Annotated in this window: 32 protein-coding genes, 1 other RNA gene and 1 pseudogene; 19 read left to right on the forward strand and 15 right to left on the reverse strand. The window is 59.8% G+C overall.

Annotation, left to right across the window (positions count from 1 at the left end; genetic code table 11):
• Nucleotides 1-46: 46 nt before the first annotated feature.
• Nucleotides 47-355: a YqjD family protein gene (locus ITX55_RS19525; protein ID WP_004928950.1), complete on the reverse strand. Its 309-nt coding sequence runs from the start codon at nt 353-355 to the stop codon at nt 47-49.
• 229 nt (nt 356-584) lie between these two features.
• On the opposite strand from ITX55_RS19525, the gene asr reads away from it, so the two are divergent.
• Complete coding sequence (asr, locus tag ITX55_RS19530) at nt 585-935, forward strand: acid resistance repetitive basic protein Asr (RefSeq protein ID WP_004928953.1); 351 nt, start codon at nt 585-587, stop codon at nt 933-935.
• 196 nt (nt 936-1,131) lie between these two features.
• Here the strand turns inward: asr and ITX55_RS19535 are convergent, their stop codons facing one another.
• Both ITX55_RS19535 and ITX55_RS19540 read right to left on the reverse strand, forming a co-directional pair.
• On the reverse strand, nt 1,132-1,512 hold the full coding sequence (locus ITX55_RS19535) for a DUF4440 domain-containing protein (protein WP_004928958.1): 381 nt from the start codon (nt 1,510-1,512) through the stop codon (nt 1,132-1,134).
• On the reverse strand, nt 1,509-2,891 hold the full coding sequence (locus ITX55_RS19540) for an MFS transporter (protein WP_223085304.1): 1,383 nt from the start codon (nt 2,889-2,891) through the stop codon (nt 1,509-1,511). Before ITX55_RS19540 ends, ITX55_RS19535 begins: the two co-directional genes overlap by 4 nt.
• 105 nt (nt 2,892-2,996) lie before the next feature.
• Between ITX55_RS19540 and ITX55_RS19545 the strand changes: the two genes are divergently transcribed.
• From ITX55_RS19545 to ITX55_RS19555, 3 genes are all read left to right on the forward strand, one after another.
• The gene (locus tag ITX55_RS19545) at nt 2,997-3,893 is read left to right on the forward strand and encodes a LysR family transcriptional regulator (RefSeq protein WP_223085305.1); all 897 of its coding nucleotides are present in this window, start codon (nt 2,997-2,999) and stop codon (nt 3,891-3,893) included.
• A gap of 98 nt (nt 3,894-3,991) precedes the next feature.
• Complete coding sequence (locus ITX55_RS19550; protein WP_074446864.1) at nt 3,992-5,164, forward strand: MFS transporter; 1,173 nt, start codon at nt 3,992-3,994, stop codon at nt 5,162-5,164.
• Nucleotides 5,165-5,266: 102 nt separating this feature from the next.
• Nucleotides 5,267-5,605, forward strand: coding sequence for a DUF2002 family protein (locus ITX55_RS19555; RefSeq protein ID WP_042785237.1), 339 nt, complete (start codon nt 5,267-5,269; stop codon nt 5,603-5,605).
• A 25-nt stretch (nt 5,606-5,630) separates the two neighbouring features.
• On the opposite strand, the gene ITX55_RS19560 is transcribed toward ITX55_RS19555, so the two are convergent.
• Nucleotides 5,631-6,077 (reverse strand): DUF1198 family protein, encoded by a 447-nt coding sequence (locus tag ITX55_RS19560; RefSeq protein WP_033644142.1) that lies wholly within the window; start codon nt 6,075-6,077, stop codon nt 5,631-5,633.
• A gap of 67 nt (nt 6,078-6,144) precedes the next feature.
• The gene (locus ITX55_RS19565; RefSeq protein ID WP_033644141.1) at nt 6,145-6,480 is read right to left on the reverse strand and encodes an MbeD/MobD family mobilization/exclusion protein; all 336 of its coding nucleotides are present in this window, start codon (nt 6,478-6,480) and stop codon (nt 6,145-6,147) included.
• A gap of 184 nt (nt 6,481-6,664) precedes the next feature.
• Here ITX55_RS19565 and smrA point away from each other — a divergent pair, with 184 nt between their 5' ends.
• A complete protein-coding gene (gene smrA, locus ITX55_RS19570; protein WP_108681805.1) occupies nt 6,665-7,237 on the forward strand; it encodes a DNA endonuclease SmrA in 573 nt (190 codons plus the stop codon).
• A 50-nt stretch (nt 7,238-7,287) separates the two neighbouring features.
• On the opposite strand, the pseudogene ITX55_RS19575 reads toward smrA, so the two are convergent.
• Nucleotides 7,288-7,700 (reverse strand): annotated as a pseudogene (locus ITX55_RS19575) (DoxX family protein).
• A gap of 192 nt (nt 7,701-7,892) precedes the next feature.
• Here ITX55_RS19575 and ITX55_RS19580 point away from each other — a divergent pair.
• Both ITX55_RS19580 and ITX55_RS19585 read left to right on the forward strand, forming a co-directional pair.
• Nucleotides 7,893-8,123 (forward strand): (4Fe-4S)-binding protein, encoded by a 231-nt coding sequence (locus ITX55_RS19580; RefSeq protein WP_016929825.1) that lies wholly within the window; start codon nt 7,893-7,895, stop codon nt 8,121-8,123.
• 1 nt (nt 8,124) lies between these two features.
• Complete coding sequence (locus tag ITX55_RS19585; protein WP_033644139.1) at nt 8,125-8,403, forward strand: GNAT family N-acetyltransferase; 279 nt, start codon at nt 8,125-8,127, stop codon at nt 8,401-8,403.
• A 32-nt stretch (nt 8,404-8,435) separates the two neighbouring features.
• Here the strand turns inward: ITX55_RS19585 and ITX55_RS19590 are convergent, their stop codons facing one another.
• Nucleotides 8,436-8,618 carry a YodC family protein gene (locus tag ITX55_RS19590; protein WP_016929823.1) on the reverse strand — a complete coding sequence of 61 codons (183 nt, stop codon included), beginning with the start codon at nt 8,616-8,618 and terminating at the stop codon, nt 8,436-8,438.
• A gap of 120 nt (nt 8,619-8,738) precedes the next feature.
• Between ITX55_RS19590 and ITX55_RS19595 the strand changes: the two genes are divergently transcribed.
• Together ITX55_RS19595 and ITX55_RS19600 are read left to right on the forward strand one after the other, a co-directional pair.
• Nucleotides 8,739-9,254 carry a DUF1543 domain-containing protein gene (locus ITX55_RS19595; protein ID WP_108681804.1) on the forward strand — a complete coding sequence of 172 codons (516 nt, stop codon included), beginning with the start codon at nt 8,739-8,741 and terminating at the stop codon, nt 9,252-9,254.
• Between the two features lie 151 nt (nt 9,255-9,405).
• The gene (locus ITX55_RS19600; protein ID WP_033651602.1) at nt 9,406-9,906 is read left to right on the forward strand and encodes a GNAT family N-acetyltransferase; all 501 of its coding nucleotides are present in this window, start codon (nt 9,406-9,408) and stop codon (nt 9,904-9,906) included.
• A 59-nt stretch (nt 9,907-9,965) separates the two neighbouring features.
• Here ITX55_RS19600 and ITX55_RS19605 read toward each other — a convergent pair whose 3' ends face one another.
• On the reverse strand, nt 9,966-10,700 hold the full coding sequence (locus ITX55_RS19605) for a bifunctional 2-polyprenyl-6-hydroxyphenol methylase/3-demethylubiquinol 3-O-methyltransferase UbiG (RefSeq protein ID WP_197756197.1): 735 nt from the start codon (nt 10,698-10,700) through the stop codon (nt 9,966-9,968).
• Between the two features lie 100 nt (nt 10,701-10,800).
• Between ITX55_RS19605 and ITX55_RS19610 the strand changes: the two genes are divergently transcribed.
• The 3 genes from ITX55_RS19610 (at nt 10,801) to ITX55_RS19620 (ending at nt 13,513) form a co-directional block, all read left to right on the forward strand.
• Nucleotides 10,801-11,253: a GNAT family N-acetyltransferase gene (locus ITX55_RS19610; RefSeq protein ID WP_197756196.1), complete on the forward strand. Its 453-nt coding sequence runs from the start codon at nt 10,801-10,803 to the stop codon at nt 11,251-11,253.
• A 112-nt stretch (nt 11,254-11,365) separates the two neighbouring features.
• Nucleotides 11,366-11,836: a DUF2946 domain-containing protein gene (locus ITX55_RS19615; protein ID WP_370632711.1), complete on the forward strand. Its 471-nt coding sequence runs from the start codon at nt 11,366-11,368 to the stop codon at nt 11,834-11,836.
• A 15-nt stretch (nt 11,837-11,851) separates the two neighbouring features.
• The gene (locus ITX55_RS19620; protein WP_187048308.1) at nt 11,852-13,513 is read left to right on the forward strand and encodes a DUF2534 family protein; all 1,662 of its coding nucleotides are present in this window, start codon (nt 11,852-11,854) and stop codon (nt 13,511-13,513) included.
• A gap of 55 nt (nt 13,514-13,568) precedes the next feature.
• Here ITX55_RS19620 and ITX55_RS19625 read toward each other — a convergent pair whose 3' ends face one another.
• Nucleotides 13,569-14,504, reverse strand: a complete 936-nt coding sequence (locus ITX55_RS19625; RefSeq protein ID WP_025303965.1) for a LysR family transcriptional regulator — start codon at nt 14,502-14,504, stop codon at nt 13,569-13,571.
• A 135-nt stretch (nt 14,505-14,639) separates the two neighbouring features.
• Between ITX55_RS19625 and ITX55_RS19630 the strand changes: the two genes are divergently transcribed.
• The 3 genes from ITX55_RS19630 to ITX55_RS19640 are packed head-to-tail and all read left to right on the forward strand — an operon-like array spanning nt 14,640 to nt 16,822.
• Nucleotides 14,640-15,293, forward strand: coding sequence for a DUF3313 domain-containing protein (locus tag ITX55_RS19630; RefSeq protein ID WP_197756194.1), 654 nt, complete (start codon nt 14,640-14,642; stop codon nt 15,291-15,293).
• 38 nt (nt 15,294-15,331) lie between these two features.
• Nucleotides 15,332-15,676 (forward strand): DUF3302 domain-containing protein, encoded by a 345-nt coding sequence (locus tag ITX55_RS19635; RefSeq protein WP_122004496.1) that lies wholly within the window; start codon nt 15,332-15,334, stop codon nt 15,674-15,676.
• 9 nt (nt 15,677-15,685) lie between these two features.
• Nucleotides 15,686-16,822: an HlyD family secretion protein gene (locus tag ITX55_RS19640; protein ID WP_197756193.1), complete on the forward strand. Its 1,137-nt coding sequence runs from the start codon at nt 15,686-15,688 to the stop codon at nt 16,820-16,822.
• A 133-nt stretch (nt 16,823-16,955) separates the two neighbouring features.
• Here ITX55_RS19640 and ssrA read toward each other — a convergent pair.
• Nucleotides 16,956-17,319, reverse strand: a transfer-messenger RNA (tmRNA) gene (ssrA, locus tag ITX55_RS19645).
• A 49-nt stretch (nt 17,320-17,368) separates the two neighbouring features.
• Complete coding sequence (gene smpB, locus ITX55_RS19650; RefSeq protein ID WP_016929804.1) at nt 17,369-17,851, reverse strand: SsrA-binding protein SmpB; 483 nt, start codon at nt 17,849-17,851, stop codon at nt 17,369-17,371.
• A gap of 161 nt (nt 17,852-18,012) precedes the next feature.
• Between smpB and ITX55_RS19655 the strand changes: the two genes are divergently transcribed.
• Nucleotides 18,013-18,447 (forward strand): type II toxin-antitoxin system RatA family toxin, encoded by a 435-nt coding sequence (locus ITX55_RS19655; RefSeq protein ID WP_004929096.1) that lies wholly within the window; start codon nt 18,013-18,015, stop codon nt 18,445-18,447.
• Complete coding sequence (locus tag ITX55_RS19660; RefSeq protein WP_004929098.1) at nt 18,440-18,724, forward strand: RnfH family protein; 285 nt, start codon at nt 18,440-18,442, stop codon at nt 18,722-18,724. The genes ITX55_RS19655 and ITX55_RS19660 overlap by 8 nt, the downstream gene beginning before the upstream one ends.
• A gap of 118 nt (nt 18,725-18,842) precedes the next feature.
• Here ITX55_RS19660 and bamE read toward each other — a convergent pair whose 3' ends face one another.
• The 3 genes from bamE to nadK form a co-directional block, all read right to left on the reverse strand.
• A complete protein-coding gene (bamE, locus tag ITX55_RS19665) occupies nt 18,843-19,181 on the reverse strand; it encodes an outer membrane protein assembly factor BamE (RefSeq protein ID WP_004929101.1) in 339 nt (112 codons plus the stop codon).
• Between the two features lie 240 nt (nt 19,182-19,421).
• Nucleotides 19,422-21,083 (reverse strand): DNA repair protein RecN, encoded by a 1,662-nt coding sequence (recN, locus tag ITX55_RS19670; RefSeq protein ID WP_197756190.1) that lies wholly within the window; start codon nt 21,081-21,083, stop codon nt 19,422-19,424.
• Nucleotides 21,084-21,169: 86 nt separating this feature from the next.
• Nucleotides 21,170-22,048 carry an NAD(+) kinase gene (nadK, locus tag ITX55_RS19675; RefSeq protein ID WP_004929107.1) on the reverse strand — a complete coding sequence of 293 codons (879 nt, stop codon included), beginning with the start codon at nt 22,046-22,048 and terminating at the stop codon, nt 21,170-21,172.
• 125 nt (nt 22,049-22,173) lie between these two features.
• On the opposite strand from nadK, the gene grpE reads away from it, so the two are divergent.
• Entirely contained in the window at nt 22,174-22,758 is a 585-nt protein-coding gene (grpE, locus tag ITX55_RS19680) for a nucleotide exchange factor GrpE (protein WP_025159545.1), read from the forward strand.
• A gap of 56 nt (nt 22,759-22,814) precedes the next feature.
• Here grpE and ung read toward each other — a convergent pair whose 3' ends face one another.
• A complete protein-coding gene (ung, locus tag ITX55_RS19685) occupies nt 22,815-23,498 on the reverse strand; it encodes a uracil-DNA glycosylase (protein ID WP_004929112.1) in 684 nt (227 codons plus the stop codon).
• Between the two features lie 344 nt (nt 23,499-23,842).
• Here ung and grcA point away from each other — a divergent pair, with 344 nt between their 5' ends.
• Nucleotides 23,843-24,226: an autonomous glycyl radical cofactor GrcA gene (gene grcA / locus ITX55_RS19690; RefSeq protein WP_004929114.1), complete on the forward strand. Its 384-nt coding sequence runs from the start codon at nt 23,843-23,845 to the stop codon at nt 24,224-24,226.
• Nucleotides 24,227-24,313 lie beyond the last annotated feature (87 nt).

The following is a 24,313-nucleotide window of genomic DNA, read 5'->3' on the forward strand; positions in this document are numbered from 1 at the left end:
CGCGGGCCAGACGCACATCTGTTTTATCTTTATGACTGCAGGGGTGTTAACGCCGGGCCAGCAGCACGCCGAGCACGATGCCGACGGCGGCACCGATCCCTACGCCCTGCCAAGGTTTGTCACGCACATAGCTGTCGGCTTGATCGACCGCGTCGCGCGCATGTTGTGTCAGACTGGTGGAGCCGTTGAATCGCGCTCGCGCGTCGCGCAGCACGCCTTTCGCCTTGCTGTGCAGCTCTTTCAGTTCCTCTTTGGTCTTGTCACCGGACTCGCGCAACACTTCATCCAGCGTATCGGCCAACAGAGTCACATCCTGATCGATATCGCGTTCTGTTCTTTCCGCTTTCTTAAACATTCAGCTCTCCATTTCGACACATGTCTTTTAAGTGTAGACCATGCCGAGATTTGTGTGTCCGATCACGGAAAAAAACCGCCGTCACGCAGGTGTTTGCCGGCACCTGGGCTTTGTACATTTGGTTACTCGGCGAAACCAATCACTCACGGAAACGGCCGTTTGATTCCACTAGTATCTGTTTCAACGGCTCCACCGGAGCTTACCGAAACAACACTCTGAGGATTTAAAGATGAAAAAAGTATTAGCGCTGATCGTTGCTGCCACTATGGGTCTGTCTTCTGTTGCTTTCGCTGCTGATACTGCAGCTACTGCTCCGGCTACCACCACCGCGCCAGCTGCGACCACCACTACCGCTGCGCCAGCGGCTGCTGCTGAAAAAGCGCCAGCTAAAGCAACGCACCACAAGAAAGCCAAGCACCACAAAAAAGCGCCAGCCCAGAAAGCTCAGGCCGCTAAAAAGCACCACAAAAAAGCGCCAGCTCAGAAAGCCCAGGCTGCTAAAAAACACCACAAAAAAGCGCCAGTGCAGAAAGCTCAGGCCGCTAAAAAACACCACAAAAAAGCCGGTAAAAAAGCTTAATTAAGTGATGTTTGCGGAACCGACAAGGTTCCGCACTCTACAGCCCGTATTCCAGACACCCGGTCTTTCCGGGTGTCTTCTTTTGAGGCTACTCACGATGATCCATCGCTATCTGTTTGAAGTCATTTTCAGCGCGGTAACCCTGTGCGGGGTGATCGTCGGTTGGGAACTGTTTCTGGCCGGCAGCTTCCTGTAATTATTGCGCCGCGGCGGTTTCGTGCAAATGCCGCCAGCCGAGCGCGTCGGGCAGGCGTTCAAACACCACCGTGGAGTAGCGCAGCGTGGCGCTTTGCCCCGGCAGACTCTGTTTTTCCCGGTAGCTGACTACCGCGCCAGTCGGCCATTCGGCCACCAGCTTCATCTCTTCTATCTCGATTTCCAGTCCCGGTTTGGCGGCGCGATGCGCGCGGAAAAAAGCGCACAGCGCGGTGAAATCCAGCGGGGCGCCGTTCAGCGCTATCATGCTGAAATCCGGCGTAAAGCGCGCCAGCAGCGCTTGCTCCTCTCCGGCGCCTTTGCCCAGCCAGCGTTCAATGGCGATGTGGGCGTCGATCACTTCGGTAAAATACGGGTTCATAAAGCATCCTGTTGAGCGTTGAGTTGGCGCACGATGGCGCGGTTGGCGAGGCGCAGACACAGCAACAGCGGGATAAGTGTGCTGGCGCCCGCCAGAATGAAGCAGGTTCGGTAAGCCGCCGCGGGCGGCAACACGGCCAGCAGCAGATTCAGCAGCAGGCTGAGCAGCGCCACGCCGAGGCAAAAACTGAGCTGGCGGTTGATATTCCACAGTGCGCTGGCGTCCGCCAATTGGCCGTCGGGGATCTGCAGAAACGCGCTGCTCTGCGCGGTGCTGCTGCACAGACTGCCGCCGAACCCCATCAGGGCGAAGGCGGCGATCTGCAACGCGTGCTGCCCGGCCTGATCGATCTGTGCCAACGTCAGCATGCCGGCGCCTTGCAACAGGCAGCCGGCGATCAGCAGCGGCCGCGGGCCGAGGCGATTAAAGCTTTTGCCGGTCAACGTGATGGCCAGGAACGATGCCAGCGCCCAGGGCAGCATCAGGCCGCCGACCTGCGCGGCGGGCATCCCCAGCTGGTTTTGCAAATACAGCATCGCCACCAGGCTGACGCCGATGAACAGGCCGGGAATGCACAAATAAACCGCCATGGCGTTGCGCAGCAGCGGATCGCCGACCAGCCGCAGGTTCAGCAGCGGCTGCGGGGTGCGCAGGCTATGGCGCAGATAATAGGCCAGCACCAGCAGCCCGGCGGCCAGCAGCGCCGCGCCGGAAACCTGATGACCGGCTTCGCTCAGCCGGGTCAGGCCGAGCAGCAGCAGCGTCAGCGCCGCGCAGGCGCTCAGTAATCCTGTCGCGTCGAGCGGTTTGCACGCCGCCGTCGGCGTTTCCGCACGTAGCCACAGCGCCGCCAGCGCCAGGGCCAGGGCCGCCAGCGGCAGGTTGGCGAAAAACACCCAGCGCCAGTCCAACCGATCGACGAGCCAGCCGCCCAGCGCCGGTGACAGCGCCGGCGCCAGCAGCCCCACCAACATGATGGCGGCCGACAGCCCGGCGCGTTCATGGCTGCGGTACAGCTGATAGGTCAGGGTCTGGCCGATGGGGATCAGCAAACCGCCGCCCATGCCCTGCAGGGTGCGCCAGCCGATCAGCGCGCCGATGCTGTCGGCGTTGCCCGCGCCGAGGGTGGCCAGCATGAACAGCGCCAGCGAGAGCAGAAACACCCGCCGCCCGCCGATGCGCTGCGCCAGCCAGGCGCTGAGCGGGATCACCAGCGTCAGGCCGAGAATATAGCCGTTGCTGACCCACGCCAGCTGGCTGACCGACGCCGCCATCGCCTGGCCGATGGCGGGGTAGGCGACGTTGGCGATAAACATATTGATCAGATCGACGAAAAAGCCGAGCAGATAGACGATTGCCACTTTGCTGCGATAAGACATGGTGCCTCCGGTTGAAGGCGAGCAGTGTATCGGGGGGAAAAGTGCGGATAAATCGGCGGCGGGCGATTACACTGTCAAAATGATTTTGACAATAAGGGCGGCGAAATGCTGAATTTGCAGCGTCTGGCGATCTTCGCGGCGGTGGTGGAAGCGGGCAGCTTTACCGCGGCGGCGGCGGCGCTGGGGCAAACCAAGGCGGTGGTGAGCTTTAACGTCAAGCAGCTGGAGAATGAGCTGGGGGTGTCACTGCTGGCGCGCAGCACCCGCCGATTGTCGCTGACCGATGCCGGCGAACGCTTCTACCAGCGCAGCCTGCAGCTGTTGCAGGAGGCCGAGAACGTGCTCGACGACGTGCGACGCGATCATCACGGGCTGAGCGGCGTGCTGCGCATCACCAGCACGCCTGAGTATGGCGCGCAGGTCGTGGTGCCGGCGCTGGCGGCGTTTTCGCGGCAGCATCCGCGCCTGCGCATCCAGCATGTGTCTTCCTCTTATCATGCCGATCTGATCTCTGAGCGCTTCGACGTGGCGATCCGCCTGGGCCAGCTGGCGGATTCCAGCCACCGCGCGGCGCTGATCGACAGCTTCGCCATCTTTCCGGTGGCGGCGCCGAATTATCTGGCCGAGCGGCCGATTCATTCGCTGACGGATCTGGCGCAGGCGCAGTGGATCGCCCACAGCCGGCTTAGTTCACCCCTCAGCTGGCAGGTGGCCACGCCGCAGCGCGAAGCGGTGCTGTTCAAGGTCGCGGATGCTGCGACGCTCACCGGCGACAGCGCCGCGGCATTGCTGGCGTTCGCCCTGCATGGCGCCGGGGTGGCGCTGCTGCCGGCGTGGCTGGCGCAGCCCGACATCGACGCCGGCCGGCTGCAACGGTTGCTGCCGGATCACCGTTTCCCCGAGCAGAGCATCTATGCGCTCTACCCGAACACGCGCCACGTGTCGGAGAAGGTGCGGGCGTTTATCGATTTTCTGCGTGCGCGGGTGGCGGCAAAACGTTAGCGAAATAATAATTCGTTATCACTCTCTCATTTATCATCAAATCTCGTCGGGGTATGCTGGAGGGCTTCGTCTACCCCGTCCGATGCGAGCCGCCTTCGATGACCGCAGAAAATAACCGCCAACTGAACCGACGTATTTTGTCCGTGGTGATGTTCACCTTCGTCTGCTATCTGACCATCGGCCTGCCGCTGGCGGTGCTGCCGGGATTTGTGCATGACCACCTGGGCTACAACTCGGTGCTGGCGGGCCTTATCATCAGCGCGCAATACTTCGCCACGCTGTTCAGCCGCCCGCACGCCGGGCGTTACGCCGATCAGTTGGGGCCGAAGAAGGTGGTGCTGTTCGGCCTGGCCTGCTGCGGCGCCAGCGGCCTGTTTTACGCGCTGGCGTTCGGCGTTGACGGTTGGCCGTGGCTCAGCCTGCTGCTGCTGTGCGTGGGGCGGGTGTTTCTCGGCGTCGGCGAAAGCTTCGCCAGCACCGGTTCCACGCTGTGGGGCATCGGCCGGGTTGGGGCGATGCATACCGCGCGGGTGATCTCCTGGAACGGCGTCGCCACCTACGGCGCGATGGCGGCCGGCGCGCCGCTCGGCGTGTATCTGAATCAGCAGTGGGGCTTGGCCGGGGTGGCGGCGCTGATCGTGCTGGCGGTCGCAGTGGCGCTGCTGTTGGCGAGCGGCAAGCCGGACGTCTCGATCGCCGCCGGGCAACGCATCGCCTTTCGCGCGGTGTTCGGCCGCATTTGGGCCTATGGTCTCGGGCTGGCGATGGGCACCGTCGGCTTCGGCGTGATCGCCACGTTCATCACCCTTTACTACGCCGACAAAGGCTGGAGCGGCGCGGCGTTTTCGCTGACGCTGTTCAGCTGCGCCTTCGTCGGCATTCGCCTGATCTTCAGCAATGTCATCAACCGCCATGGCGGGTTGAAGGTGACGCTGGCGTCGTTTCTGGTTGAGATCGTCGGGCTGCTGTTGATTTGGCAGGCCGGCGAGCCCTGGATGGTGCAAACCGGCGCATTGCTGGCCGGCGCCGGTTTTTCGCTGGTGTTCCCGGCGCTGGGCGTTGAGGCGGTGAAACAGGTGCCGCCGCAGAATCAGGGCACGGCGCTCGGCACCTATTCGGCGTTCCTCGACCTGGCGTTGGGCATCACCGGCCCGCTGGCCGGGCTGCTGATCGGGCAGGCGGGCGTGCCGTCGATTTATCTGGCGGCGGCGCTGCTGGTGGCGCTCGGGGTGTTGCTCACTCTGCGCCTGCTGCAGCGCAGCCGGGTCTGATTCAGGAATAGTCCGAAACCCGGATTCCTCCCCAGAAAATCATTGTTTCGGTGAATGATTACGGTAAGGTCGCTCAGCGGTCCAGAATGAGAGGAGGAATCGATGTATTTACGGCCGGATGAAGTGGCTAAAGTGTTGGAGAATACCGGCTTTGAGCGTGATTATGTCACCGATCAGGCCTATGGTTACCGCAAGGGCGCACACTACGTGTATGTGAATCGCGAAGCGCGGATGGGCAGAACCGCGTTGGTGATCCACCCGGCGCTGAAAGAGAGAAGCGTGCATTTCGCCACGCCGACCTCGCCGGTGCGCACCAGCGAGCAATATCTGGAATTTCCCCTGGATTTAAGCAGCGACGCGCCGAATCAGCGTTACGGCATCGCACACGGCTTCAGCTCGCGCGAAGCGCTGTCGCGTTACCTCTACAGCATGTTCCTGTAAACGGTCCCCCGCCAGGGGGACGCTATCAGCCGTGGGCCAACGCTTCGCGGTTGAAACGCTCGTTGTAGGCGCGGCGGAACTGCGCCAGTTCAAACGCATCGATATCCAACTCGGCGAAGTAAAACAGCGCCGCTTCGGTGTGCTCGGCGTGCAGCTCCGGCGACAGCCCGGCGCGCAGCAGCACGTCGCGCCAATGGCCAATCTGCTCGTCGTCCGCCTGTTTGATGAACGTCAGGTAGATGAACAGCAGGTAAGCGGCCTGGTGCATCTCTTCGGTATAGCCGTTGTTCAGCATGCGGATAAAGGTCTGGCTTTGGCGGCCGCCCATTTCCTGGATCATCGATTCGATCAGCATCGGTTTGACCCTCAGCAGATGGGCCAGCGAATCGATGGCTTTACGGGTATCGGACGTCAAAATGCGGTAACCGATGATGAATACGACGATCAGGGCGGCGAGGATGATCCAGGTCATTTAGGCTTTATTACACTCTCAGTACGCCAGAAGAGGGGCGGGAGGCGCTGTGCGACAGCGCCCGCTATCAATGCTGTTCGCCGCTGAAATTACCGACCGCGCTCTGTTGGCGCAGGTGGTGATTGAAGGTGGCCGCGTCTTTGGCCAGCGCGTCCAGATGGGCGCCGAGCATTTTGATCTGCTTGACCAGCGCATGCTGCTCCGGCACCGAACTGGCGGTGCTCAGTTTGCGCGCCAGTTGTTCATTCTGCGCCCGCAGCGCGGCTTCGCGCTGTTTGGCTTCTTCCAGCAGTTGCTGCAGCGCCTGGTAGCTCCGCTGCCATTCGCGGTGTTGCCGTTCGAAGCTGCTCTGCAACTCATTCATCGCATTTTGAAACTGGATTTCCAGCTCGCGCATTGTCATGGGCTCGATCCTTTGCGGCACTCAATGATGGCTTAGCAGTATAGCGAAAACTGCTCGCAAGCTCACCCGTTGACGACAATTGAGACAAATGCCGCTGACAATTCCCGGCTTGCAACCGCGCCAAGGCGTCTTACAATCGTCCCCATCCCCGGCCGTAAAGGCTGCCGTTCAAGAGAGGTGGAACATGAGCGAGCAGGAAAAAGACTTTTTTGAACAGGCGATGGCAGACGTGGTGCCGCTGGCGAGCAGGCGCCAGACGCTGTACCTCAAGCCGCAGGAGACGGTGGACAAAAGCGCGCGGCGCGAAGCGCAGCGGCTGATGCAGGAAAACTTCCTCAGCACCGATTTCCTCGAGGTGATCCCCTGCGATCGGCCGCTGGAGTTCAAAGGGGAAGGCATTCAGCAGGGCGTGCTGGACAAGCTGCGCAACGGGCGTTACCCGCCGCAGGCGTCGCTGAATTTGCTGCGTCAGCCGGTTGAAGCCAGCCGGCAGGCGCTGTTCCGCTTCATTATGCAGGCGGAGGCGCAAAACCTGCGTTCGCTGCTTATCGTGCACGGCCGCGGGCGGCAGAACGACAGCCATCCGAATATCGTACGCAGTTACGTCGCCAAATGGCTGGCGCAGTTTGAACAGGTGCAGGCGTTTTGCCGCGCCTTACCGCGCGACGGCGGCGAGGGCGCCTGCTATGTCACGCTGCGTAAATCGGCGCAGGCCAGGGCGGAAAACTTTGAGCGCCACGCCAAGCGCAGCCGGTGAAAGGATAGCCGAAATAAAATGGCCGGCGCATATCGCCGGCCATCGATGAATTATTTATTAAATATTTTATAATCCAGCGAATAACGGCCGGCGCCGGTCACCGCCAGCAGCAGCAAACCGCCAATGATGCTGATGTTTTTAAAGAAGTTGATTTCGTTGCCCATCATTTCCATGCCGGTCATTTTCCAGAACGGATGGCCGATAAACGCGGTGCCCAACACATACAGGGCAAAAATGACGCGATAGGGCGAGTAAACAGGCCGAGAATAAGCGCGATGCCGAAAATAAACTCCACCACCACGGCGACAATCGCCGCCAAATAAGGCATCGGCGTGCCATAGCCTTCCATCGCAGTGACGGTCGCACCGAAGTTGACCAGTTTCATCCAGCCGAAAATGATAAACAGAACCATCAGTAGAATGCGGGACAGCAGAATTACGCCGTCTTTTGAGCTATCACCCATTTCGAACTCCTTAGCCACTGTCGGAATTATGTTGTCTTGCTGAATAAAGATTAGAACAATTTACGGTTTTTTCTAGCGGCGACGGGCGGTTGCGCCACTTTTTTCGTTGGGTGAGACGCGTGGTGAAGCCGACGGCATTGCCTATACTTGAGCCTGGAGCAAAAACAATAAAACGGGCAATGTGAGGCCATGATGGATGAAGAATTGACCGCCGCCGGTTACCGCCGTTATTCCGGCGACAAGATTGACGTTTATTTTAACAGCGCGATATGCCGCCATTCCGCCAACTGCGTGCGTGGCAACGCGGCTATTTTTACCCTGAATCGCCGGCCGTGGATTATGCCGGACAATGCCGACGCGGCCGAAGTGAAACGCGTTATCGATACTTGCCCCAGCGGCGCACTGAAATATAGGGAGAAATAATATGGATCATAAAATACTGGCGGACGAGAAGCGTTTTTATATCAATGACGAGCACGGCAAGCTGATCGCCGAGATCTCTTTCGTGCCGAGCGGCGACAAGCTGACCATTATCGATCACACCTGGGTGGATGAGTCATTGAAGGGGCAGGGCGTCGGCAAAAAGCTGGTGGCGTTGGTGGTGGAGAAAATGCGCGCGGAGCAGCGTAAAATCATTCCGCTGTGCCCGTTCGCCAAGCATGAGTTCGATACCACCCCAGCCTATCAGGACATTCGCGCCTGAGGCGATAACGGGGCGCGGCGCGCCCCGGTCATTCAGCAGACGCCGAAATCGCCGTCTTCGTGGTACAGCGCCACCTCGTTGGCCTGCACTTCCGTGCGCTGCTCTTTACCCAGTTCATTCCAGCTGCAAACCAGGGTTTCGCCGTCGATCGCCACCACGGTCATCTTCGGGCCGCCGGTGGTGCGTTGTACAAAATCACCGATATTGAATGCCATGCGTTCCTCCACAACAGATTAAACCTCATCTATTGATAACACAGAATGGCGCCGCCGTTGGCAGGTGTTTCGTTATGTATTAAATTATACAGCGATTATTACCAGGGAGAGCAAACTAACATGCCGGGATTATTGATGTTTTATATGGGCGGTACGGCGCCGGGCGCCAATATTGAGTTGCACGACGTGCAGTTCGCGGCGGCGGATCGGCCGGAAGAAGCGTATCCGCTGCTGCGTGAAAAGTGGTTCGGCGATAAGCGTAAGGTGCATGTCGACGGCTATGCGCGCATCGACTGGGCGGACGGTTACGACGTGAGCCTGGAGCCTGCGCCGTTTGCCGGCGAAGAGAGGCTGTTTTTCGTCAACGTGGGCGGCTACCGCAGCGATGAGCTGGCGGAATTGCACCAGTTCGGCCTTTTTGTGGCGCGCTCCGCCGACGAGGCGAAGGAGAAAGCCAAACGGGCGCTGCTGACGGACAGCGCGCAGCAGCACAAAGATGATCTGGCTGAGGTGGACGACTGCCTGCTGCTGCAGGCGCTGCAGGGCTACCACGTGCATCTGCGGGCCAACCCGCACGGCAAGCCCGCCCGGCCGCTGTGGCAGGGGTATCTGCCGATCGGCGAACCCGCGTTATAACGCCGCTTCGAACACCCGCGGCAGGTTGAGATCGAGGCGTTTCCAATCCAGATGCATGATATTCATTGCCTGTTGATGAAAATGCCGTTCATGCAGCATGAGAGGCGCTGTATGCTGGCAAGCACAGCCATCAACTCACACGGGACTTGCCATGACCATTGAGATTTACCCGGCGCAAAAAAGCGACGCCAAACTGATTCTGGATATGATTATCGAGCTGGCGGTGTACGAAAAGGCGCGCGAGCAGGTGCGGGCCAGCGTGGAGGACATCGAACGCAGCCTGTTTGGGCCGGGCGCCTGTTCCGAAGCGCTGATTTGCACGGTAAACGGCGAGCCGGCGGGTTATGCGGTGTTCTTTATGAGTTACTCCACCTGGCTGGGTAAAAACGGCATCTATCTGGAAGACCTGTACGTGGCGCCGAAGCATCGCGGCGCGGGCGCCGGTAAAACGCTGCTGCGGCACATCGCCCAACTGGCGTGCGAGCGGCAGTGCGGCCGCCTGGAGTGGAGCGTGCTGGACTGGAATCAGCCGGCTATCGATTTCTACCTTAGCATCGGCGCGCAGCCGCAAGGCGAGTGGGTGCGTTATCGCATGGAGGGCGAGGCGCTGACGCACTTCGCGGCGCACGGGGCGGCGCTGCCGGTACAATAGCCGTTGGGGGGAGGCGGCCTCCCCAACTGTGGTGGTGTGAACGGTTTACTGCGGATCAATCAGGCGGATTTGCGGGCGGCGAGAATGAAGATCATCGGGCGTTCCTGCTCTTCGTCCAGCGCCGGGGTAGCGGCGATTTGCTGCGCGCTGGGGCCCCATTCGTTCAAATGCTGGATGATAAACCCTTGCTGCGCCAGCGGGTTGATATAGCTGCCGAGCGTGCGGTGCTGCTTGATGACGCCTTCCGCCAGCCAGTTGGAGACGCGCCGGCCTTCCCGTTGGTAGCCGTTGACCGGCCAGGATTTCTGCCCGTTGCCGTCGGTCAGCCAGCCCTGCTGCGCCGGGGCGGTGTAGATTGGGTGCTCGGCGGTGAAGATGAACTGCCCGCCGGGTTTCAGCGCGGCGTAAACCGTGGCGAACAGGGCGGCCAGATCCTCGAGGTAGTGCAGCGTCAGCGAGCTGTAGACCAGACCGTAACTTTCCGGCGGCAGCTTCAACTGCGCCAAATCTTGCCGACGGTACTCGATGCCCGCATCGGCGGTCATCTCCCGCGCTTTGGCCAGCATCTTTTCCGAAACGTCCAGCCCCAGCACGCTGGCTGCGCCCTGTTCGCGGGCGCTGCGGCAGAACCAGCCGTAGCCGCAGCCGAGATCGACCACGCTTTTTCCCTGCAAATCCGGCAGGATGCGGCGGATGGCGGGCCATTCCGGCGCGCCGTCCAGGCCGTGCTGCGAGCGGCTGAGCTGCGCGTAGCCGTCGAAGAAGGCCTGATTGTCATAGATATTTTGCGTCATGATGACTCCTTGGGGTGAATGACGGCGGCGGAATGCCGCTGCCATACCGTGCATATTGCTGCATAATTCTACGCTGACAACATGAATAACGGGAATGACGATGGACATGATTTCGGTGCGGCAAGCGCCCGAGCTGGCGCCGCGCGCCATTGCGTATTTTCAGCGGCACTGGGCCACGGCAGAAACGCTGATGATGTATGAAGACGCCATCAACCGCAGCCTCGGCGCCGCTAACCCGCTGCCGCAGTGGTACCTGCTGATGGAAAATGACCAGATCCTCGGCTGTGCGGGACTGATTACCAACGACTTTATCAGCCGTGGGGAATTGTATCCCTGGCTGTGTGCGCTCTACGTAGAAGAGACGCAGCGCGGCCGGGGCTACGGCGCCAAGCTGATTGAGCATGTGGCGACGGAAACCCGCCGGCTGGGCTTCCCGCAGCTGCACCTGTGCACCGATCTGGAAGGCTACTACGAGCGCAGCGGCTTCGTTTATAACGGGCTCGGCTATCACCCCTGGGGCGAAGCCTCGCGGGTCTACTCGCGGGCGCTGTGATCGCCCTCGCCGGGGGCGGGTAAGACAAACCTGACTTTTCTTTCACCTCATCGCGCATCGCGGGTTACACTGGCCGCTTGTTCGCCACCGACCGGGTTAATTCGCCGCCGCGATGAGAGTGCCACGTCAGCTACAGCAACGCTTTACCGCCTGCATCGCCATTATGGCGGTGCTGTTGCTGTTTGTGGCGCCGGTGGTGTCGAAATCGCTGATGCACCACCCGATGATGGGCGGCATGGCTCAGACGGACGCCGCCATGCCGCACGACATGCACGGGATGGCGATGCCCGCCGCCGAGCATGCCGGCCACCACGGCATGGATCCTGCGGAGATGATTTTCTGCGGCTATTGCGAGCTGCTGATCCACGTGCCGCTGCTGCTGTGGGCATTCGTCCCGCTGCTGTGGCTGATGGCGCGTATCGCGCGCCTGCCTTGCGCGCCGCGCATCGTTTCTCCGCCCCTTCGGCGCCTTACTCTGCGGCCGAGCCGCGCGGCCGCCCGGCCAGCCGTTTTTCCCTATTGCTTGATCATGGGTAACGCCGTCCGTATCGCTGCGGACGGTTTGCCTGCGCGCACAGTTTGAAAAACGAGAAAGGCCATGTCTTCAATAACCAAAAATCCACCTGCCGCATCGCCGCGTGGCGCGATGCTGAACCTGATCAGACGGCTGCATTTTTATATCGGCCTGCTGGTCGCACCTTTTATTCTGGTCGCTGCACTGTCCGGCACGCTGTATGTGCTGACCCCGCAGCTTGAAGAGGCGCTGTATCGCGATGCGCTTTTCACCGAACCGCACGGGCAGGCGAGATCGCTGGCTGACCAGATCGCCGCCGCCCGCCGTGCGGCGGGTGACGAGGCGCGCATTTACGCCGTGCGTCCGGCTCCCGGCGCAATGGACACCACGCGCGTACAGTTCACGAGTGCCGATCTGGGCGCTTCCGAGTCGCGTGCGCTGTTTGTCGATCCCTATACCCTGGCGATCAAGGGCGATATGACGGTGTACGGCACTTCCGGCGTACTGCCGCTGCGCACCTGGCTGGACAAGCTGCACAGCAGCCTGCTGCTTGGCGATCTGGGCCGTAATTACAGCGAGCTGGCGGCCTCCTGGCTGTGGGTAGCCGCGCTGGGCGGCGTGGCGCTGTGGCTGGCGACGCGGCCGAAGCGCAAGCTGAAAAGGGTGAAAGGGGGCTTCGCCGCTAACCGCCATTGGCATATCACGCTGGGCGTGGCGCTGCTGGCCGGGCTGCTGTTCTTCTCGGCTACCGGGCTGACCTGGTCGCAGTGGGCCGGCGGCAACATCGACGCGCTGCGGGCCAACCTGGGCTGGCTGACGCCGCAGGTCAACACCAGCCTGCAGGCCGATGCGCCGCAGACGCCGACCGATCCGCACGCCGAGCACCGCGGGATGATGCCGGGCATGAAGATGAGCCCTGCCGCGCAAAGCAATGCGCTGAACGGCGATTGGGATCGGGCGCTGCACGCCGCGCGCGCCGCCGGAATAGACGCCGCTAAGGTCGAGCTGCGCCAGCCGAAAGGCGAGGGCAAAGCCTGGACGGTGACCGAAGTAGATCGCAGCTGGCCGACGCAGGTGGACGCGGTTGCCATCGCGCCGCAAAGCTTCGCCGTCGTCGACCAGGTGCGGTTCGACACCTTCCCGCTCATCGCCAAGCTGACCCGCTGGGGCATCGACGCCCACATGGGCATTCTGTTCGGCTTGCCGAATCAGCTGCTGCTGGCGGCGTTCGGCCTCGGGCTGTGCTTAACGATCGTGCTGGGTTACCGCATGTGGTGGAGTCGCCGCCCGGCGGCGGGGACGCAGCATCCGGTGCAGACCCTGGTTGCCGCCTGGCTGGCGCTTTCCCTGCCTGCCCGCGCCGTCACGCTGCTGGTAGCAGCGGCGCTGGGTTATTGCCTGCCGGTAATGGGCGTGAGCCTCGCGGCGTTGCTGCTGGTGGACGTAGGGCGCTGGCGCGGCCAGCGGCAAGGGCTTCGGGACGAAACGCCGGAAGCGGCCGCCCGCCGCGCCGAGGTGCGCAAGTTCCGCGCGGCGGTGGCGACAGTGGCGGTGGCGGTCGGCTGCGTGATGGGCCGGGCGATCCTCGGCGGCACCGTCGAACAATTCCAGCTGCCGATCGGTGACTGGAGCGCGCAGATGGTGATCATGCAGAGCCTGATGGTGCTGCTGTATACGCTGGTGTTCACCCTGCTGCTTTCCATTCCGCTGTGGTATTTCTTCCTGGGGGAAAAAGAGGGGCGGTGAGGTATTTTGCGCCGATGTGATGCGTTAAACCCCGCTGCGGCGGGGTTTTTCTTGGCTATATCAGCCGGTGTGCGTGCAGTTTGACGCTTTCCATGATGCTGTCCATCGTCACCTGCACGCGGTGCGGCAACACGCCGCGCCGGCGGTAGATCAGGTAGGCCTGCATATCGATGCCGCGCTCGCGCGCCAGGCAGGGCAGCAGCGTGCCGGCATCGAGCTCGGCGGCGACGGAATAATACGGGGCGTAGACGATGCCCAGGCCCTGTTTGGCCAGCTCGATCGCCGGCAGAATGTTATCGCAGACGCTGGCGCCGTTGATCTCGACCTGTACCAACTCCCCCTGCGCACTGTAGCCGCTCCAGGTATTGCGAATGCCGCCCAGCATGCGCAAGGTAATGCAGCGATGCTGCGACAGTTCATCCAGCTCATTCAGCGGCGAGCGGGCGATGTAATCCGGCGCGGCGAACAGCCCGACGCGAAAACGGGTAAAGGGCCTGGCAATCAGGCTTTCGTTTTGCGGCTGGAAAAAGCTGATCAGCAAATCGCAGTCGCTGTCGAATACTGCGCCATATTTTTTCTCGCGTTCGTCGGGGTTGCGGGTTACCAGATCGACAGTCAGCGCCGGCGCAGCGTGCAGCAGCGGCGGCAGCAAATAGCTGGCCAGGAAAGCGTGGATGCCGATCGGCGCGCCGAGCGTGACCATGCCGTTCAGGCTGCGCTTATAGGTGCCGGCCATATCGAGCAGATCGCTATGCTCGTTCAGCAACTGCGAGGCGCGCCGCAAGAATTGTTCGCCGAACTCGGTCAGTGACAGAGTGCGCGGGCCGCGCAGGAACAGCTCCAGCCCGAGCCGCCGCTCCAGCGCGGTGAGGGCGCGCGACACGTTAGACTGCGGCATATCCAACAGCTGCGCCGCTTTGCTGACGCTCGCCGTTTCGGCAATGACGCGGACAATCCTGAGTTCTTCAATGCGGAAGTCTTTCTCTTTCACTGGCCGGCTCGTATGAGTTTGTATATCAAAAATGATATACACCTTTGGCGGCATTGTCATATGACTTATCACGGGTGGGTGGGTATCATTCGATTTGATTATTTGCTATCCACAAAAATAAAGAGAAACCCGTCAATGAAAGTGACAAGAGCGGTTATTTTACCTGCGCTGTTATTACTGGCCGCGTGCTCTTCCGCCGTGACCGAAAAAGAAAAATACTCGACCTTTCTGACCAATTATAACGATATCAATAAAGGTCAATCCGCGTCCGGCAAAGACGTTTTATATTGGAAGGATAAGAACGTCGATTTTTCCCGTTATCAATATCTGGTGTATCAACCGATGATCTATTTCCCGCGGCCGAAACCGAGCGAGATGGTGAGCCAACGCGCGCTCGACAATATCCTGAATTACACCAACCAGCAGTTTAAGCAGGCGATGGGCACCCATTTTACGCTGGTGGACATGCCGTGCGAGCATACCCTGATTTTCCGCGGCGCCATCACGGCGATCGACACGCAGAAGAAAGGGCTGCAGGTCTATGAAGTCTTGCCAATCACGCTGCTGATCGCCGCGACGCAAAGCGTCACCGGGCACCGTACTATGGAGAGCGCGGTCTATATGGAAGGCGAGTTTATCGATGCCGCGACCAATCAGCCGGTCATTAAAGTGGTGCGTAAGGCTTCGGGAGAAAATCTTAATAATGAGAAAGCACAGCTGAAAGTCACCGACGTGAAGAACGCCATCGATACTATCGCCAACGACATCAGACAATATAACACGCTATAGAGATTATTTATTTTCATTATTCTCAACCAGGACTTTACATGTTTCTTAACTATTTTGCTTTAGGCGTACTGATCGCGGTATTCCTGATATTATTCTACGGCGTCATTATTATTCATGACATTCCTTATTTGCTGGCGAAAAAACGCCGCCATCCGCATCAGGATGCGATTCACGTCGCCGGTTGGGTCAGCCTGTTTACGCTGCACGCCATTTGGCCGCTGCTGTGGATCTGGGCGACGCTCTATCGGCCGGAACGCGGCTGGGGCATGAGTGAAAGGCCTGAATCCTCAACGGATCTGCAGGCGCGCATCGCACTGCTTGAAGCGGAATTACAACGCCTGCAGGAAAAGCCGACGGCGGTTCCCGGCCCCACGGTAAGTTGAGCGTAGCCTATGGATTTGCTCATTATTCTCAGCTACGTGGCGCTGAGCTACGGCGTATTTAAACTGTTCCGCATTCCGGTCAACAAATGGACCGTGCCGACTGCGGTGCTTGGCGGAATATTTATCGTTGGCGCCTTGATTCTGACGATGAACTACAACCATCCGTATAGCGATCGGGCGCAGAAAATTGCCGTGTCGGTGCCGATGGTGCCGCAGGTCTCGGGCATGATCGTTGAGGTGACGGAGAAAACCAACGTGCTGCTGCGCAAAGGCGAGGTGCTGTTCCGGCTCGACGACAGCCGCTACCGCGCGCGGCTCACCAAGCTGGAAGCGGATCTGGCCGGGGCGGAGGCGGAGATCAGAACGCGTCGGGCAGCGCTTAGCGAGTCCGCCGCCAACGTGCAGCGGGCGAACGTGGAGTTTGAGCGCGCCCGTAAAGATTACCAGCGCTACGCGAAAGGGGCGGCCATGCCGGTCAATCCGTTTTCGGAGCAGGACGTCAGCCATGCGCAGCAGCAGTATCAGGCGCAATCCGCCGCGCTGCAGGCGGCGAAAGCCCAGTTCCAACAGGAACAGGCGCGGTTGTCCGGGCGCTATGACGGCGAAGACGCCACGATAGCCAGCCTGAAATCGCAAATAGCCGAAGCGCGTTACAACCTGGAACAAACGGTGGTGCGTGCGCCGAGCGATGGCTATGTCACGCAGGTGCTGGCGCGGCCGGGCACGGCGGCGATGCGATTGCCGTTCAAACCGGTGATGATTTTTATCCCGCAGCAAAAGCGCCAGGTGGTGGCGGTATTCCGCCAGAACGCCATCCTGCGCTTGGCGCAGGGGGATCAGGCTGAAGTGGTGTTTAACGGTTTGCCGGGACAGGTTTATGGCGGCACCGTGAGCCGGGTGTTGCCGGCGATACCGGACGGCAGCTACCAGGCCAGCGGCGCACTGCAGGGCCTGAGCGCCACGCCGGGCCGGGAAGGGGTGTACGTGATGATCGATCTGGCGGCCAACCCGGATCTGGATCATCTGCCCGACGGCGTGAGCGCCCAGGCGGCGGTCTATACCGGGCACTTCGAGCACGTCTCCGTGATGCGCAAAGTGCTGCTGCGCATGACCAGCTGGCTGCACTATCTTTATCTGGATCACTAGCCTGCATCGGCCCGGGGGAGCTCGGGCCAAGGGGTTTCCCCCTGAATGTGACAAAAACAAAAAAGCCCGCAACCGAAGTTGCGGGCTTTTTCGCTATTATCGCCGGGTCTATCTGGTTCACTGGCGACGTATTTGGTGGAGCTGGGGGGATTTGAACCCCCGTCCGAAATTACTACACCGTCGGCACTACATGCTTAGTCCAATCTTTACATTCGCCGGCCAGCTGCGGATGGACACGCTACTGACAGACTAGCCTGATTGAGTTTAACGCTTCAGCCCCAGGCAGGACATCCACGCGATCTCTTTTGGGTTTGACCTCTCTTGATCCCCGTCCTAAGAGCGGAGGCTAGGGAGAGAGGGCTCTAAGCAGGGTATTAAGCTGCTAAAGCGTAGTTTTCGTCGTTTGCGACTATTTTTTTGCGGCTTTTTACGAGGCCAACCGCCCCTCGGCATGCTCCTAGGGCTTCGCAAATCCCGTCGAATCCAGAATCAGCCCCAAGTAACTTTGTGCAGTATACCAGAAGTTTACCTCGATAAGCCAGCGGCTTAACGATTGGCGTGCTTCATGATACGGGCTTTCGCCGTCTGCCATTCGCGATCTTTGATGTCATCGCGTTTGTCGTGCTCTTTCTTGCCTTTGGCTACGCCGATCTTGATCTTGCTCCAGGCATTTTTCCAATACAGGGACAAGGCCACCACGGTGTAACCGTCGCGGTTGACGCGGCCGAGCAGGGTGTCCAGCTCGCGTCGGTTCAGCAGCAGTTTACGGGTACGCGTCGGATCGCACACCACATGCGACGAAGCCACGTTAAGCGGGGTGATGGTGGCGCCAAACAGGTAGGCTTCACCGTCACGGAACGTCACGTAGCTGTCGCTGAGGTTGGCTTTGCCTGCACGCAGCGATTTAACTTCCCACCCTTGCAGCGACAGGCCCGCCTCGAACTCTTCTTCAATGAAGTATTCGAAACGCGCGCGCTTGTTTTGGGCAATGGTGGCGGAACCGGGTTTGTGTGCTTTTTTCTTTGTCATAGTGCGTTCATTATACTGGATGCTTCAGCGAAAGAAATCCTTTCCCGTTCAGCACCTGCGCAATTTTTCGCATTTTTGGTGCCCTCATCCCTTAGCAGATTTTTTGTTTGCCGCCAGATAAATGGTATTATCTGTACGTTTTATGTCTTACAGGAAATGATATGCCCCAGATCAGTCGGTCTGCATTAGTGCCGTTCAGCGCCGAGCAGATGTATCAGTTGGTTAACGATGTTCATTCTTATCCCGATTTTCTGCCAGGCTGCACCGGCAGCCGGGTGCTTAACGCTACCTCCAACGAGATGACCGCCGCGGTGGACGTCGCCAAGGCCGGTATCAGCAAGACCTTCACCACCCGCAATACGCTGCTGGATAATCAGAGCATCAATATGCAACTGGTCGATGGTCCGTTCCGCAAGCTGATGGGCGGCTGGCAGTTCACGCCGCTGAGCGAAGAGGCCTGCAAGGTGGAGCTGCACCTGGACTTCGAGTTCACCAACAAACTGATTGAGCTGGCGTTCGGCAAGGTGTTCAAAGAGCTGGCGGGCAGCATGGTGCAGGCATTCACCCAGCGGGCGAAAGAGGTCTACAGTGTCTGACATCCAGGTCGAGGTGGTGTACGCCTTGCCGGAGCGGCAGTACCTGCGCAAGGTGAAGCTGGCCGAGGGCAGCAGCGTCGAGCAGGCGATTCAGGCTTCAGGCCTGCTGGAGCTGCGCCAGGATATCGATCTTAAAAGCAACAAAATCGGCATTTACAGCCGCCCGGCCAAGCTGGGCGATACGCTGAACGATGGCGATCGGGTGGAGATTTACCGGCCGCTGATCGCCGATCCGAAAGAGCTGCGCCGGCAACGGGCAGAAAAGGCAAAAAAATAAGGCGCTTATAGCGCCTTATTTTTTATCTGGAAACTGATTTTCTCTTCCGCGTTGCAGCCTGCGACTGTCATGAGGAACACCATGCCCCCTCATGGGCCGGAAGAGCGGGCAGCGCCGATTACTTGGTCAGCGCCGGTTTGTTCTGGATGTCGGTCAACACGCCTGCGCTGTCGAAGGTCAGCGTCAGCGTCTGCTGGGTGATATCTTCATGGCCAGGCTGCTGGCGGAACACATAGAACCATGTCTGAGTTCCGAACGGGTCTTGCAGCATTGGGGTACCCAATGTGTAAGCGACCTGTTGTTGGGTCATCCCTTTCTGAATTTTCGCCACGTCGGTCGACGTCAGGTAGTTCCCCTGGTTGATGTCAGGACGATAAACCACCTTTTCAAAAGTAGAACAGCCTGCAGTCAGCATCACAAGAACTACAGCGGCGGCAGTCAGCGTTTTACAGCGCATAGTAATCACATTCCTTTAGGGCATAGGATGCCGATGATAATAGACCTTGCGGCAGTTGGAAACCTTTATACCCTTCATCTTTCACGTTGCGACGCATTGGCTTTCCTTTAGCACCTCAAGCGCTTGGCCTTTTTCAGGCTGTTGAGATGGCTTTGGATCACCGCCGCGCCGCACTTTAGATATTTCTCGGGCCAACAGCGTCACTGTCAGACCGCAGGAAAGTGAAAAAGTTGAGCTTTTTTATGCCGCCAGCAGTTCTTTGGCGTTCGCCAACGTATTGCGGGTGACTTCGCTGCCGCCGAGCAGGCGCGCCAGCTCCTGCAGCCGGGCGCGTTTATCCAGCGGCGCCATCTGGGTTTCGGTAACCGTGCCGTCGGTCTGCTTGCTGACGAACAGGTGCTGATGCCCGCATCCGGCCACCTGCGGCAGGTGGGTGACGCACATCACCTGGGTGGATTCGCCGAGCTGGCGCAGCAGACGGCCGACGATGGCGGCGGTCGGGCCGCTGATGCCCACATCCACCTCATCGAAGATCAGCGCCGGGGTTTCCATCTTGCGGGCGGTGATCACCTGAATGGCCAGCGCGATGCGCGACAGCTCACCGCCGGAGGCGACCTTCGCCAGCGGCTGCAGCGGCTGCCCCGGGTTGGTGGAGACGCAGAACTCGGTGCGGCTGGCCCCTTCGGCGCTCAGGTGCTGCGGTTCGAAGCGCACGTCGATGTTGAATTTGCCGTGCGGCATGGAGAGCGCCTGCATGCTGTCGGTGATTAGCGTGGTCAGCTCGGCGGCGTAGTGCAGGCGTTTCTGGTGCAGCTCTTCCGCCAGCGCCAGCGCCTGCTGGTGATGCAGGGTAACCGCCTCGTTCAGGTGCTCATGGTCGCTTTCCTGCTGAGACAGCAGCTGCTGTTCATCCAGCAACTGCTGATGCAGCTGCGGCAGCTCTTCCGGCGCGACCTGGTGTTTGCGCGCCAGGCTGATTTGACGCGACAGGCGCTGTTCCAGCTCGTGCAGGCGATTGGGATCGAGATCCATGCGATCGGCGTAATGGCGCAGTTCGTCGCTGGTTTCGCTGATCTGGATAGAGGCCTCTTCCAGCATGTCCAGCAGACCGCTGAGCTTATCGTCCAGCCCGGCCAGCTCAAGCAGCAGGTGTTTGGCGCTGTAAAGCTGGCTGAGCATGTTGTTCTCGTCGCTGTCGGCCAGCAGCTGCAGCGTTTGCTGGCTGAGGGTCAGCAGCTGGCCGCTGTTGGCCAGGCGCTTGTACTCGGCGTCGGTCTGTTCGAACTCGCCGGCCTGCGGCGCGAATTCGTTCAGCTCTTTCAATTGGTATTGCAGCAGCTGCTTGCGCGCTTCGCGCTCGATGGACTGCTGCTGATGGTGCGCCAGCTCGCGGCAGCTCTGATGCCAGCGTTGGTAGGCCTGGCTCATCGCTGCCAGCAGGGCGGGTTCGTCGGCGTAGGCGTCGAGCAGCGCTTTTTGGTGCTCCGGCTTGAGCAGCAGCTGATGGGCGTGTTGACCGTGGATTTGGATTAGGCGTTGCCCCAGCTCACGCAGCTGCGACAGCGGCACGGCGGTGCCGTTGATAAAGCCGCGCGAACGGCCGTCGGCGTTGATCACCCGGCGCAGCAGGCATTCGTTGCTGTCGTCCAGCTGGTTTTGCTCCAGCCACGCGCGCGCGGACGGGGTGTCCGCCAGCGAGAAGCGGGCGCAGATGTCGGCGCGGGCGGCTCCCAGGCGCACCACGTTGCCGTCGGCGCGGTTGCCGAGGCACAGCCCCAGCGCATCGATGGCGATGGATTTGCCGGCGCCGGTTTCACCGGTGATCGCCGTCATGCCCGGTTGAAAATCGATTTCCAACTCACGAACGATAGCAAAGTTGCTGATGGTTAATTGCGCCAGCATGGGAACCTTCCTGTGTATAAACACATAACTGTAGTTTCATACAGTATAAACTGGTTTTATATACAGTAAAGTGGCCGATGCAGATTTTAGAACAATTTTTTCGACCAGCCCAACTTGGTGCTTAACGTGTTGAAATAGCTGTAGTCCTTCGGGTGAATCAGGTTCAGATGGAAGTTGCTGCGGCGGATCAGCACTTCTTCGCCTTCCTGGATCGGCAGTGCGATCTGGCTGTCGCAGCTGATCTCCAGATCGCTGCCGATCTGCGAGAATTTCAGGCGGATGGTGCTGTCGCCGTTGATCACCAGCGGCCGGGCGGAAAGGGTGTGGGGGAACATCGGCACCAGCGCGATCGCCTCCAGCGACGGGGTGAGGATCGGCCCGCCGGCGGAGAGCGAGTAGGCGGTGGAGCCGGTCGGCGTGGCGATGATCAGGCCGTCCGAGCGCTGCGAGAAGGCGAAGCGATCGTCGATGTACACCTCGAATTCGATCATGTGCGCCACTTTGCCGGGGTGCAGCACCACTTCGTTGATGGCGGTGCTGATGCGGCACTGCTGGTGCTCTTTATGCACGATGGTTTCCAGCAGGAAACGCTGTTCGTCAATGTACTCGCCTTCGAGCACGTCCGCCAGCTGCTGCAGGGCGTTGTCGGGATCGAGATCGGTGAGGAAACCGAGGTTGCCGCGGTTGACTCCGATTACCTTGATGTCATAGCGCGCCAGCACGCGCGCGGCGCCGAGCATGTTGCCGTCGCCGCCGACCACCACCGCCAGATCGGCGCGCTGGCCGATATCCGCCAGGCTGCCGGTGACGGCGTCTTTCAGCCCCAAATCATGGGCGATTTGGCGTTCGACCATCACCGAATAGCCGCGGGCCACCAGCCAGTGGAACAGCATCTCGTGGGTTGCCAGCGCTGAAGGGTGACGCGGGTGGCCAACAATGCCAATACAGGCGAATTTTTTATTCATTTGTTGTGATTTTCCTCACCGGGACCCGTTTATGCCCCACATTGTGACCGGTTGACTTGAAACCCCGGTTTTGATCCCCATAATAAGCCAAGTTGCGAGATTAATGCTAAAACGCGGAGATATTCATGAGTAGTAAAGAACAGAAGACGCCAAACGAGCAAGTCTCGGAAGAAATGGAACAACACGCTCATCACGAGGATACGCTGCCGGAAGCGGCGGAAGGCGTCGATCTGCGCGATGCGCGTATCGCCGAACTGGAAGCCCAACTGGCGGAAGCTCAGCAGCACGAGCGCGACAGCCTGCTGCGCGCCAAAGCGGAAGCGGAGAATATCCGTCGCCGCGCTGAACTGGACGTCGAGAAAGCGCACAAGTTCGCCCTGGAGAAATTCTCCGGCGATCTGCTGCCGGTGATCGACAACCTGGAGCGCGCGCTGGATCTGGCGGATAAAAACAATCCGGAACTGGCCGCGATGATCGAAGGCATCGAGCTGACGCTGAAATCGCTGCTGGACGTGGTGCGCAAGTACGGCATCGAAATCGTCGGCGACGTCAACGTGCCGTTCAACCCGGAAGTACATCAGGCGATGAGCATGATGGAATCCGCCGATCACCAGCCGAACCACGTGATGATGGTGATGCAAAAAGGCTATACGCTGAACGGCCGCCTGCTGCGTCCGGCGATGGTCGCGGTCTCCAAAGCCAAGGCGTAATCGCCCCGGCAACGGCATAAAGAAAGGCACCCGAGGGTGCCTTTTTTGTCTCTGGACTACGCCTGCGGCAGGCGCGGCATCCAGTCGATCGGCGTGAGCCCTTGCTGCTCCAGCAGCTGATTGGCCTGCGAGAAGTGGCGGCAGCCGAGGAAACCGCGGTGCGCGGAGAGCGGCGACGGGTGCGGCGCTTTCAGCACATGGTGGCGGTTGCGGTCGATAAAGTTGCCTTTCTTCTGCGCGTGCGAGCCCCACAGCAGGAACACCACGCCTTCGCGGTTCTCGTTCAGGGCGGCAATCACCTTATCGGTAAAGGTTTCCCAGCCCAGGTTGGCGTGCGAGTGCGCGCGGCCGCCTTCCACCGTCAGCACGGTATTGAGCAGCAGCACCCCCTGTTCGGCCCAGCTTTGCAGGTAGCCGTGATCCGGGCGCTCGAAACCGGGAATGTCGGTCGCCAGCTCTTTATACATGTTCACCAGCGACGGCGGCGCCGGCACGCCGGGGCGCACCGAGAAAGAGAGGCCGTGCGCCTGATTGGGGCCGTGGTAGGGATCCTGGCCGAGGATGACGACTTTGACGTCCGCCAGCTCGGTAAAGCGGAACGCGTTGAACACGTCTTTCTGCGGTGGATAAATGGTCTTACCGGCCTGGCGCTCAGCGGCAACAAAGGCGAGCGTTTCAACAAAATAGGGCTGCTCTTTCTCTTTGCCGATCACGTCATGCCAGGTGAGGGAGGTGGCCATAAACGCTCTCCTTTGTTTTCTTTAGCAATTCATGGGCTATAGCTTACCGTGTCGGCCCGCGCAGCGAAACCCGCTTTTCATTTCTCGCCGCCGTTTGCAATGCAATTATTTTTGAAAATTTACAAAATAATTGGTTTTGCCGCAGTGGGAAAATTGATATAAAACATAAATTTGCCCCTTCACGCCTTGTGCCTACCCGGTAAAAATTGACTTTAATCAAAGAACTGGCCCGGTCAGGCTGGTATACAGAACAACAAGACAACAATGGTTTTACCAAATGGCCGAAACCAGAATTGGGTTTTCTCACGATGTGAATTTTTACGCCCTTGTACGGAGGCAACATAATGATTACCGGTATTCAAATTACCAAAGCGAACGACCAGGCGCTGGTGAATTCTTTCTGGCTGCTGGACGATGAAAAAGCGGAAGCTCGCTGCGTGTGCGCCAAGGCCAACTACGCGGAAGATCAGGTTGTCGCGGTCAGCGATCTGGGCCAGATCGAATACCGTGAAGTGCCGCTGGAAATGCAGCCGACCGTGCGCGTGGAAGGCGGCCAGCACCTGAACGTCAACGTGCTGCGTCGCGAAACCCTGGAAGACGCGGTCAAGCATCCGGAAAAATACCCGCAGCTGACCATCCGCGTGTCCGGCTATGCGGTGCGTTTCAATTCCCTGACGCCGGAACAGCAGCGCGACGTTATCGCCCGCACCTTTACCGAAAGCCTGTAATCGGCGGCGCAGTCAATCAGGGAGCTTCGGCTCCCTTTTTTGCGCTTGATGGCCGAAAACTGAAGGCGGATCACATTCTGCACAAAG

Source organism: Serratia sp. EWG9 (assembly GCF_019913725.1).
In the GTDB taxonomy this organism is placed as follows: Bacteria; Pseudomonadota; Gammaproteobacteria; order Enterobacterales; family Enterobacteriaceae; genus Serratia; species Serratia ureilytica.

What these genes read in the sequence shown, in the direction of transcription:
- ITX55_RS19525 (WP_004928950.1), bottom strand. Translation starts at nt 355, where the DNA reads ATGTTTAAGAAAGCGGAAAGAACAGAACGCGATATCGATCAGGATGTG.
- asr (WP_004928953.1), top strand. Translation starts at nt 585, where the DNA reads ATGAAAAAAGTATTAGCGCTGATCGTTGCTGCCACTATGGGTCTGTCT.
- ITX55_RS19535 (WP_004928958.1), bottom strand. Translation starts at nt 1,512, where the DNA reads ATGAACCCGTATTTTACCGAAGTGATCGACGCCCACATCGCCATTGAA.
- ITX55_RS19540 (WP_223085304.1), bottom strand. Translation starts at nt 2,891, where the DNA reads ATGTCTTATCGCAGCAAAGTGGCAATCGTCTATCTGCTCGGCTTTTTC.
- ITX55_RS19545 (WP_223085305.1), top strand. Translation starts at nt 2,997, where the DNA reads ATGCTGAATTTGCAGCGTCTGGCGATCTTCGCGGCGGTGGTGGAAGCG.
- ITX55_RS19550 (WP_074446864.1), top strand. Translation starts at nt 3,992, where the DNA reads ATGACCGCAGAAAATAACCGCCAACTGAACCGACGTATTTTGTCCGTG.
- ITX55_RS19555 (WP_042785237.1), top strand. Translation starts at nt 5,267, where the DNA reads ATGTATTTACGGCCGGATGAAGTGGCTAAAGTGTTGGAGAATACCGGC.
- ITX55_RS19560 (WP_033644142.1), bottom strand. Translation starts at nt 6,077, where the DNA reads ATGACCTGGATCATCCTCGCCGCCCTGATCGTCGTATTCATCATCGGT.
- ITX55_RS19565 (WP_033644141.1), bottom strand. Translation starts at nt 6,480, where the DNA reads ATGACAATGCGCGAGCTGGAAATCCAGTTTCAAAATGCGATGAATGAG.
- smrA (WP_108681805.1), top strand. Translation starts at nt 6,665, where the DNA reads ATGAGCGAGCAGGAAAAAGACTTTTTTGAACAGGCGATGGCAGACGTG.
- ITX55_RS19580 (WP_016929825.1), top strand. Translation starts at nt 7,893, where the DNA reads ATGGATGAAGAATTGACCGCCGCCGGTTACCGCCGTTATTCCGGCGAC.
- ITX55_RS19585 (WP_033644139.1), top strand. Translation starts at nt 8,125, where the DNA reads ATGGATCATAAAATACTGGCGGACGAGAAGCGTTTTTATATCAATGAC.
- ITX55_RS19590 (WP_016929823.1), bottom strand. Translation starts at nt 8,618, where the DNA reads ATGGCATTCAATATCGGTGATTTTGTACAACGCACCACCGGCGGCCCG.
- ITX55_RS19595 (WP_108681804.1), top strand. Translation starts at nt 8,739, where the DNA reads ATGCCGGGATTATTGATGTTTTATATGGGCGGTACGGCGCCGGGCGCC.
- ITX55_RS19600 (WP_033651602.1), top strand. Translation starts at nt 9,406, where the DNA reads ATGACCATTGAGATTTACCCGGCGCAAAAAAGCGACGCCAAACTGATT.
- ITX55_RS19605 (WP_197756197.1), bottom strand. Translation starts at nt 10,700, where the DNA reads ATGACGCAAAATATCTATGACAATCAGGCCTTCTTCGACGGCTACGCG.
- ITX55_RS19610 (WP_197756196.1), top strand. Translation starts at nt 10,801, where the DNA reads ATGGACATGATTTCGGTGCGGCAAGCGCCCGAGCTGGCGCCGCGCGCC.
- ITX55_RS19615 (WP_370632711.1), top strand. Translation starts at nt 11,366, where the DNA reads ATGAGAGTGCCACGTCAGCTACAGCAACGCTTTACCGCCTGCATCGCC.
- ITX55_RS19620 (WP_187048308.1), top strand. Translation starts at nt 11,852, where the DNA reads ATGTCTTCAATAACCAAAAATCCACCTGCCGCATCGCCGCGTGGCGCG.
- ITX55_RS19630 (WP_197756194.1), top strand. Translation starts at nt 14,640, where the DNA reads ATGAAAGTGACAAGAGCGGTTATTTTACCTGCGCTGTTATTACTGGCC.
- ITX55_RS19635 (WP_122004496.1), top strand. Translation starts at nt 15,332, where the DNA reads ATGTTTCTTAACTATTTTGCTTTAGGCGTACTGATCGCGGTATTCCTG.
- ITX55_RS19640 (WP_197756193.1), top strand. Translation starts at nt 15,686, where the DNA reads ATGGATTTGCTCATTATTCTCAGCTACGTGGCGCTGAGCTACGGCGTA.
- smpB (WP_016929804.1), bottom strand. Translation starts at nt 17,851, where the DNA reads ATGACAAAGAAAAAAGCACACAAACCCGGTTCCGCCACCATTGCCCAA.
- ITX55_RS19655 (WP_004929096.1), top strand. Translation starts at nt 18,013, where the DNA reads ATGCCCCAGATCAGTCGGTCTGCATTAGTGCCGTTCAGCGCCGAGCAG.
- bamE (WP_004929101.1), bottom strand. Translation starts at nt 19,181, where the DNA reads ATGCGCTGTAAAACGCTGACTGCCGCCGCTGTAGTTCTTGTGATGCTG.
- recN (WP_197756190.1), bottom strand. Translation starts at nt 21,083, where the DNA reads ATGCTGGCGCAATTAACCATCAGCAACTTTGCTATCGTTCGTGAGTTG.
- nadK (WP_004929107.1), bottom strand. Translation starts at nt 22,048, where the DNA reads ATGAATAAAAAATTCGCCTGTATTGGCATTGTTGGCCACCCGCGTCAC.
- grpE (WP_025159545.1), top strand. Translation starts at nt 22,174, where the DNA reads ATGAGTAGTAAAGAACAGAAGACGCCAAACGAGCAAGTCTCGGAAGAA.
- ung (WP_004929112.1), bottom strand. Translation starts at nt 23,498, where the DNA reads ATGGCCACCTCCCTCACCTGGCATGACGTGATCGGCAAAGAGAAAGAG.
- grcA (WP_004929114.1), top strand. Translation starts at nt 23,843, where the DNA reads ATGATTACCGGTATTCAAATTACCAAAGCGAACGACCAGGCGCTGGTG.